Source organism: Aquibium carbonis (genome assembly GCF_003970795.1).
In the GTDB taxonomy this organism is placed as follows: Bacteria; Pseudomonadota; Alphaproteobacteria; order Rhizobiales; family Rhizobiaceae; genus Aquibium; species Aquibium carbonis.
On sequence record NZ_RWKW01000134.1, the window covers coordinates 1 to 7,644 of the forward strand.

The window sequence follows — 7,644 nt, forward strand, 5'->3', positions numbered from 1 at the left end:
CGGTCGCCCCGCCGCGCCGCGCTGCCGAGACGCGCATGGACGCGCGGCACGCCGCCCGGCGGCCGGGCCGGGTCGCAGCCGACCTCGTTGACGGCGATCAAACGGTTGAAGCGATAGAACACGGTGTCCTCGACCGCCTTGGCCATGACCGGACCCGACAATTGCTGCAGCTTCTCGCGAAACAGTTGCGCGATGTCGCGGCTGTCGGGCGCGACCTCTCCGAGGAGAAGCCGCAGCACGACGTCCACGTGCCGGCTTCGATCGGCGCCGAGCCGCTCGACCGCCGCGGCCGCCGCCTTTTCGAGGATGGCCCGATCCCGCGCGGCCAGACCCTCGGACGTGCCGTAGGTGCGGTAGACCGGGATCGCGACGATCACCGCCCCGATTGCCTCCCAGAGGGCTTCCTCCGGCTCTGGCGCGCCCGATCGCCGCGACGCCTCGGAGGCGAGGCGCACGAGCGAGGCGAGTTCACCCTCGAAATTGTGGGTGAGCGTCCGCTCGCGCGCGGCGCGGATGAGCGCTTCGGGATCCGGGGCTTCCCCCAGCGCAGCCGCGTGGGTGGCGTCGAGTTCGGCCATCCGGGTCTCGTCGACCAAGAGATCCGCCAGGCTGTCGACGAATTCGTAGCCCGTCGTGCCGTCGACGGGCCAGTCGGCGGGCAGCGTTTCGTCGCCTTCCAGGATCTTCTCCACGAAGAGGCCGGCGTCGGGGCCGAGCTCGGCGCGGAGCTGCTTCAGATATCCGGCGGGATCGGCGAGCCCGTCGACATGGTCGATGCGCAGGCCATCGACGGCGCCGTCGCGCACCAGATCGAGCACCAGCCGGTGCACGTCGTCGAACACGGCTTCATCCTCGACGCGCACGCCCACCAGGCCGGTGATCTCGAAGAAGCGGCGGTAGCCGAGGTGGCGGCGGGCCTCCTTCCAGTGAATGAGCTCGAAGGCCTGCTGGCCGTGCACCCGGTCGATGAAGGCCCGATCCGCCGAGGCGGCCTCCATCTCCTCGGCCAGGGCGTCGGCCTCGGCGAGAAGGGGCCGCAGCCGCGCATGAAACCGCGCGGCGTCGCCCGGATCGGCGAGGCCTGCCTCGGCGGCGATCTCCCCGGCCGCCGGCGAGCGGAACCGCGCCAGAACGCTCTCGTAGCTGGCCGGATGCAGCGGCAGGACGAGGGCGCCGAGCGCAAGGCCGATGAAGCCGCGGGCGCGGTCGAAGGCCAGCCGGATGTCGCCGCCCGCCAGCGCTTCGGCGTAAGGGCGGCCGAGCAGCGGCAGGGTGAGCCGTTCGCGCCAGTCGATGTCGAAATGCCCGGCATAGGGGCTCTGCCGGCCCCATTCCACGACGCTGCGCCACCAGGGATTGGCCAGGTCGGCCGCCATGTGGTTGGGGACGATGTCGAGGATCAGCCGCAGGCCTTCGGCACGGAACGCCTCGACCATGCGGTCGAAGCCCGGTCGACCGCCCAGCAAGGGGTCGATCTCGCCATGATCGGCGACGTCGTAGCCATGCGTCGAACCGGGCGGCGCCGAGAAGACCGGCGACGCGTAGACGTGGCTGATGCCGAGGCGCGCCAGATAGGGCGCGAGTTCGGCGGCCCAGTCGAAGGTCATGCCGTTGCGGAACTGCAGGCGATAGGTGGCGCGTGGCAGCGTCATTCGGGGTGTCTCTCCAAGGCCTCGGGCCGTCAGGATTTGGGGCGGATGGCCGCAAGCATGCCGGTGATCCGCTCGAAGCGTTCGTCATGCGCCAGATCTTCGATCGACACCGGGCACTTGAAACGCCAGTTGGGATAGGCATCGACGGTGCCCGGCAGGTTGGTGGGGCGGTCGTCGCCGGTGAGATCGGCCAGCCGTGCCGCCGCGAGCCTGCTCGGGGTCAGCGCGATGAAGCGATGCATGGCCGCCGCGAAGCCGGCCGGCGGGAATTCGCCCGGCTTGTCCGCGGCATCGGCGTAGCGGTTCGCCTCCTCCGGTGCGAGCGCGCCCGATCGGCCGAGGGTTTCCACAAGGGCCATGCGCTCGGCCGCGCGCTCCTGCGTCTGCGTGGCGGCCATGTCGGCGTCGATGGCGCCGATGCCGCTGCGCAGGCGGATGTCGTCGCCGCGCCACCAGGCCCGAAGGGGCGCGAGATCATGCGTCGACAGGCAGGCGATCGCCAGTTCCGGATACTCCTCGGCCGGCCGGAAGCGCTCGCCCGATTTCTCGAAATAGGCGATCCGGTAGGAGAGGATGCGGCGCGCGGCCATCCGCTCGCGAAAGCCTTCCGGCACCACGCCGAGATCCTCGCCGATGACGAGCGCCCCGTGGGTTTCGGACAGATCGGCGAGCGCGTCCATCAGCGCGTCGGCCGGATAGTCGACATAGCGGCCTTCGGCGGGCAGCCGGCCCTCCGGCACGAAGAACAGCCGCTCCAGCGCCATGACGTGGTCGATGCGGAGCGCGCCGGCAAAGCGCATCGACGCCGCGATGGGCTCGGCGAACGCGGCGCAGCCGGTGCGCTCGAGCGTTTCCGGGGCGATCGGCGTCAGCCCCCAATCCTGGCCGTAGGCGCTGAAATAGTCGGGCGGGGCGCCGATGGACTGGCCCACGACATAGGCGTCGCGGTCGGTCCAGGTGGCCGAACCGTCGGGCGCTTCGCCGACCGCGAAATCGAGATAGAGGCCGATCCGCATGCCGGCCCCGCGTGCGCTGGACGCGGCGTTTTCCAGCTGTGTCTCGCACAGCCATTGCAGCCAGCACTGGAAGCGCACTTCGTCGGCGTTGGCGCGGGCGAATTCGGTGACCTCGGCGGTTCGCGGGTGCGCATATTCGCGCGGCCAGTCGCGCCAGCCGCTGCCGAAGCCGCGCGCGACCATTTCTTCCGACAGCGCCTCGAAAAGCGCGTGCCGGCGAAGCGTTTCGCCGCGCCGGGCGCAGTAGAGATCGAAGGCCGCGGCATCCGACGTGCTGGCGCGCCAGGCATCGCTGGCCCAGATCTGCCGCAGCGCCGTGATCTTCAACGCCGCCACCTGCCGGTAGTCGACGGTGGGAAGCGCCGACAGCGCGCGGGCCTTGGCCACGACCGGGCCGGACGGCTCGTAGCCCGCGACCTGGTCGACGGCGATGTAGAGGGGGTTCAGGAACCGCCGGCTCGATGGCGAGAACGGGCTGCATCGATCGGGATCGGCAAGAAAGAGCGCATGCAACGGATTGAGGCCGACGAAATCGGCGCCCGCCTCGGCCGCGATGTCGCAGACGCTGGCGAGATCGGCGAAATCGCCGATGCCCCAGTTGCGGCGCGAGCGCAGCTCGTAGAGCTGCAGCGAGACGCCCCAGACGCGCGTGTCCGCCAGCCAGCCGGGGATGTGGCAGACACGTCCCGCCGCTGGCCGGGGGTCGGCGCTCTCGGGCTCGGGGTTCATGCCTGTCGTTTTCTCCTGCAAGATCGGACGCCTGGGTGGCGAGCCGGCGACAACGCGCCTGCCAGAGAAACAAAGTCCGACGCCCGGCGAAGGTTCCCGCCGGGCGACGTCGAAGCGTATCGACGGCGCGAGAGAAGCCGACGCCGGGCCGCTACAGGCGGACCTTGGCGTTGTCGCCGAGGTCGGGCCGCGAATCGCTGACGGCGGCGACGAGCATCTTGGCGAAGCTGACGACGCGCCCGGAGCCTTCCCAGTACTGCGCCTCGCTCGGCTGCACCTTCAGCACCCGGATCGACGGGTCCTCGGCATCGTCCCACCAGGCCTTGGCGGGCGTCGAGAACAGATCGCGGATCTTGGCGCGGTCGTTGCTGACCTGCGCATGACCGCTGACCGAGACGTAGTCGTTGCCGGACGGATCGGCGAAGGCGAGGCAGACGGACGGATTGCGGGCGATCTCCTCGTCCTTGTGGCTGGCGGCGTCGGTCAGGAAATAGACCATGCGTTCGCGGTGATCGACATGGGCCGCCATCGGCCGCGCGCGAATGTTCTGCCCGTCCGCCGTCGCGAGCATGCACAGCCCGATCTTTTCCATCATGTCCCAGACATGTTTCGCATCGTCGTGATGGGTCATTCGTCGTCTCCGTGTTTCGGTTGGTGCCGCCGGAAAACTGCCCGAACGGACGAAGGTTCCTGCCGCCCGGCGCGAAGCCGCATCCCCGGCCGGGCGGAACCATGCCTTTGCCGACGACGTTGGAATCGCGAGGAGAGCTATCGCTGACGGCGGCCTCGACCCGCCCCCAACACCAACCACCACCGGGAAAAAACCGTGACCAAAAGACCAGACATCCGCATTCTCGGCGCGACCGTGCTGCTCGCGCTCACCCTTCCGCTCGCCGCCTGCGGCGAAAACCCACCCGCCGACGCACCCGCCACGACGCCGCTTCCCAACGTGTCGGAAGACAGGATCATCGACGGCGTGGTGCCGAGCGACCAGGTGCAGACAGACACCGATCCCACGCCGCAGTCGTCGACCGGGGGGAGCATCCCCGGCCATACGCCGGGCGATGGCACGACCGCGCCCCAGCAAGATGGCGCGCCGCAGGGCGGCACCGGCGCCAGCCCCGCCGGCGCGCCCGACCCGCTGCCCGCGCAGTAAGGCCTGCCGTCGAGCGGCCGTGGCCGAGGCGCCCGTGAGGTGGATCGCGCCCGGGATCGGGAAGCTCGCCAGTTACAGGGATTGAAGGCGGGAGGGCGTTTGCGGATCCGCCCGCCCGTATTCAGTGTGGAAGGCCTCCGGCCCGTTGCCGGAGGCCTTTCGCGTCGAGAACGCGCCGCCCGCGCGGGCCGGGTGTCGCTCAGAGCAGCCCGGGGAACCGCGCCGACACCTCCGCGCAGATGGCGTTGACCGCCTCGGGCGTGCGCCGGGTGCGATCGACGGCGATCAGGTGTTCGCCGCGGACCTGCCCCGGCCGTTGCGACAGCACGATGATCCGGTCGGCGAGCTGGGCGGCCTCGCGCAGATTGTGGGTGACCATCAGCGCCGTCGTCGGCCGCGCCTGCCAGACGTCGAGCAGCAGGGCGCGAAGGTCCTGCGCGGTCGCCTCGTCGAGCGAGACGAAGGGCTCGTCGAGCAGCAGCAGGCCCGGCTCGACCGCGAAGGCCCGCGCCAGCGCGGCGCGGCGGGCGAGCCCGAGCGACAGGGCGCCGGGATAGAAATTCTCGAAGCCGTCGAGGCCCAGCCGGGCAAAGAGATCGTGCAGCGGCCGCGCCCGCATGGCCTTCGGGAGGGCGAGGCGCACGTTCTCCTCGACGGTGCGCCAGGGCAGGAGGCGCGGCTCCTGAAAGGCGACGCCGATGCGCGGATTGCCGCCCGGCAGGACGGTGCGGCCGTCGAAATCGCGTTCGAGCCCGAGCAGGATGCGCAGGCATGTCGTCTTGCCGCAGCCGGACGGGCCGACGAGGCAGGCGAACGTGCCGTCGGGCACGGAAAAGCGCAGGCCCTCGATCGCGAGCAGCGGCGGGCCGCCGACGGCCGGATAGGTTTTCGAGGCGATGTCGACCTCAAGCATGGGGAGCCCGCCACCGCGTCGCGTAACGGTCGTAGGGACGCAGGAGCAAGGTCTCGACGAGGAGCATCACCGCCACGAAGGCCAGCGCATAGGCGAGGATCGTCGCCACGTCGAACAGCTGGAAATGCAGATGGATCTGGAAGCCGACGCCGTTCGAGCGGCCGAGCAGTTCCACCACCAGCACGATCTTCCAGATCAGCGCGATGCCGGACCGGCTCGCCGCGGCGAAAAAGGGCTGCAGCTGCGGCAGCACCACGTCGCGCATCCGGCTGGCGAAGGAGAAGCGGTAGACGCGGGCGAGCTCGGCATAGGACCGGTCGAGCGCGCGCGCCCCCTCCCGCAGCGTGACGACGACGTTGGGGATCTTGTTGACCGCCACCGCGCCGATGGCCGCCACCTCGTTCAGCCCGAACCAGACATAGGCGAGCACGATGACGACGAGGGCGGGCAGGTTGAGGAACAGCACCACCCAGGGATCGAACAGGCGGTCGAGGCCGTGGTTCATGCCGAGCGCGATGCCGATGGCCGAGCCGATGGTCAGGGCGAGCACGAAGGCGGCCGCGACGCGGGCGAGCGTCGCACCGAGATGGCGGGCGAGGTCGCCCGACGCGGCCTCGCGCAGCAGCGCCTCCAGCACGGCGGGCGGCGCCGGAAACACGCGCGGATCGGCGCCAAGCGCCAGCACCCACCAGAGCCCCAGCAGGCCAAGCAGGGAGACGACACTCCAGAGAAGGGGAAGCCCGCGCGTCACCGGGGTCTAGAAGCCATCGGCGAGGCCCGGCCAATAGGTGCCCGGCGCCATCACGGGGGACCGGCCGACGAGCTTCTCGCCGCCGAGTTCGGCCAGCACCGCGTGGAGGCGAGCGGCATCCGCCTCGTCCTCGGCGGCCGGCCGCGCGGGAATGCCGTCGCGATAGCGGTCGCGCAGCGCCAGAAGCTCGGCACCGTCGGCGCGCACCAGCGGCGCCAGACGCTCCCATTCGGCGTCGGAAGACGACAGCAGCGCCTTGGTTGCGCGGGAGGCCTGCACGAAACCCCGCGCGGCGAGCGGACGGGCCTGCGCCCATTTTTCGGAGAACACGTAGCCGAGCGCCGAAACCGGGCCGGACGCGCCGAGCGCCGCCGCCGCGTCCTCGGCGCCGACGAGCGTTCGGAAGCCATTGGCCTCCAGCCGCGCATTGTGGTGCCAGAAATTCAACACGGCCTCGAGTTCGCCCTGCCTCGCCTTTTCGGCGAGCAAGGGCGCCGCGCCGTAGACCACGTCGTTTTCGGCGGCGAGGTCGAGCCCGTGATCGCGTCGCGCCAGCCCCTGGATCAGGAGCCAGCTCTTGTCGAGCGGTCCGCCGGCGACACCGAGCTTGCGACCCCTGAGGTCGGCCAGCGTGCGCAGCGCCGAGCCTTGCGGGACCATGATGGCGCCGACCGACGAGGAATAGGGCACGAAGGTGAAGTCGGCGCCGTCGGCGCGAAGCCGCGACACCCACAGCCAGTCGGAGACGATGACGTCGACCGTGCCGGCCTGCAGCGCCACGTTGCTGGCGTCCTCGCCGGCGAAGGGCACGATCTCGACGTCGACGCCGGCGGCATGGTCGAAGCCGGCGTTCTTCATCGCGTCGAGCTCCCAGTTGACGGTGCCGAACTTCAGGACGCCGACCCGCACGGGCTCCAGCGCCCAGGCCGCGCCGGCGAGGAGGCAGACGGCGAGCGCGGCCGAGAGCACGGCGGCAAGACGGCTCGCTGTTCCTTCGATGGACCGGATCATGCGGATACTCCGTGATGGTTCGCCGGGACCGAACGGCGCGTCCCGTACGCGGCGCGGCGGCCCGGCGAAGGACGATCGCGGCCCTCTATGCCTGCTCGCCCGACCCTTCGGCAACACCGCATCGAAAGCCGTCGGGCGACCGGAGCGTCAATCGCGCACCAGGCGGCTCAATCGCCCCGCGTGCACGAGGTCGTCCGGCGTGTTGACGTTGAAGAACGGGTCGACCGGGTCGACCGGCCATGTCGCGACCGCGACCTCGTGCCTGGCCGTCCAGTCGGACATCTTGCGCAGGCCCTCGGCCACCAGCGCCCGCCGCAACGCCTCCCGGAGCGCCACCGGCCACAGGCCCGCGACCGGATGCGTCCGTTCCCCCGAGGCCGCTAGCGCCACGCGGGCCGCTTCCGCGCGCCGGGCGC

General features: G+C 70.8%; 7 protein-coding genes and 1 pseudogene. 1 reads left to right on the plus strand and 7 read right to left on the minus strand.

Annotation, left to right across the window (positions count from 1 at the left end; genetic code table 11):
* The 3 genes from treY to EJC49_RS24315 form a co-directional block, all read right to left on the minus strand.
* The coding region (treY, locus tag EJC49_RS24305; RefSeq protein WP_126702517.1) for a malto-oligosyltrehalose synthase at positions 1–1,652 on the minus strand (1,652 nt) is incomplete at its 3' end.
* A gap of 29 nt (positions 1,653–1,681) precedes the next feature.
* Positions 1,682–3,397, minus strand: a complete 1,716-nt coding sequence (gene malQ, locus EJC49_RS24310; protein WP_126702518.1) for a 4-alpha-glucanotransferase — start codon at positions 3,395–3,397, stop codon at positions 1,682–1,684.
* A gap of 151 nt (positions 3,398–3,548) precedes the next feature.
* Entirely contained in the window at positions 3,549–4,028 is a 480-nt protein-coding gene (locus EJC49_RS24315; protein ID WP_126702519.1) for a pyridoxamine 5'-phosphate oxidase family protein, read from the minus strand.
* Positions 4,029–4,223: 195 nt separating this feature from the next.
* Here EJC49_RS24315 and EJC49_RS24320 point away from each other — a divergent pair, with 195 nt between their 5' ends.
* Entirely contained in the window at positions 4,224–4,553 is a 330-nt protein-coding gene (locus EJC49_RS24320) for a hypothetical protein (protein ID WP_126702520.1), read from the plus strand.
* Between the two features lie 199 nt (positions 4,554–4,752).
* Here the strand turns inward: EJC49_RS24320 and EJC49_RS24325 are convergent, their stop codons facing one another.
* The 4 genes and pseudogenes from EJC49_RS24325 to EJC49_RS24340 form a co-directional block, all read right to left on the minus strand.
* The gene (locus EJC49_RS24325) at positions 4,753–5,466 is read right to left on the minus strand and encodes an ABC transporter ATP-binding protein (protein ID WP_126702521.1); all 714 of its coding nucleotides are present in this window, start codon (positions 5,464–5,466) and stop codon (positions 4,753–4,755) included.
* Complete coding sequence (locus tag EJC49_RS24330; RefSeq protein ID WP_126702522.1) at positions 5,459–6,217, minus strand: ABC transporter permease; 759 nt, start codon at positions 6,215–6,217, stop codon at positions 5,459–5,461. Before EJC49_RS24330 ends, EJC49_RS24325 begins: the two co-directional genes overlap by 8 nt.
* 6 nt (positions 6,218–6,223) lie before the next feature.
* On the minus strand, positions 6,224–7,228 hold the full coding sequence (locus EJC49_RS24335; protein ID WP_126702523.1) for an ABC transporter substrate-binding protein: 1,005 nt from the start codon (positions 7,226–7,228) through the stop codon (positions 6,224–6,226).
* A gap of 147 nt (positions 7,229–7,375) precedes the next feature.
* Positions 7,376–7,644, minus strand: a pseudogene (locus EJC49_RS24340) (molybdenum cofactor guanylyltransferase MobA); the annotation flags it as partial.